2 protein-coding genes are annotated in these 451 nt (G+C 46.3%); both read right to left on the bottom strand.

The genetic code is table 11. The annotated features are described in order from the left end of the window. Positions 1 to 186, bottom strand: a 186-nt coding sequence (locus tag SMIDD26_RS10885; protein ID WP_134990315.1) for a dephospho-CoA kinase, incomplete at its 3' end; no start/stop codon positions are given. Next, positions 186 to 451, bottom strand: a 266-nt coding sequence (locus SMIDD26_RS10880; protein WP_280630533.1) for a zinc finger domain-containing protein, incomplete at its 5' end; no start/stop codon positions are given. The genes SMIDD26_RS10880 and SMIDD26_RS10885, both read right to left, overlap by 1 nt.

Genomic DNA, 451 nt, shown 5'->3' with positions numbered 1-451 from the left:
GTTTTTTAGAATTATTTCTTGACCAAAGTGCTGGACTAGAGCCTCAAACAGACGACCACCAAGTCTCTGTAGTTGGTGGACAACCGCGTCGGCATCCACCACTTGAAAGCCTTGCTTTCTTAGAAAATTTGTCACGGTTGACTTACCAGAGGCAATTCCTCCTGTGATTCCAATGATTTTTCCCATCAGTCCCTCCTTTGACAGTTTGGACAAAAGTGGGTGCCTCGTCCGCCTAGTTGGATTTTCTCAATGATGGTGGCACAACGTGAACATTCTTGACCAGCCTTGTCATAGACCTGATGAAAATCCTGCATAGTTCCATCTTCCCCAAAGGCATTGGTATAAGTCCGAATGGTTGAGCCACCTTTTTCAACAGCCTGTCCCAAAACAGCAATGGTCTGGTCATGAATGGCAGTCACTTCTGCTGCTGTCAAAGTCTGGGAAGGTCTAG

It is taken from the genome of Streptococcus mitis, from assembly GCF_001579035.1.
Lineage (GTDB): Bacteria > Bacillota > Bacilli > Lactobacillales > Streptococcaceae > Streptococcus > Streptococcus mitis_J.
This window is presented reverse-complemented; position numbering and strand designations above follow the sequence as displayed.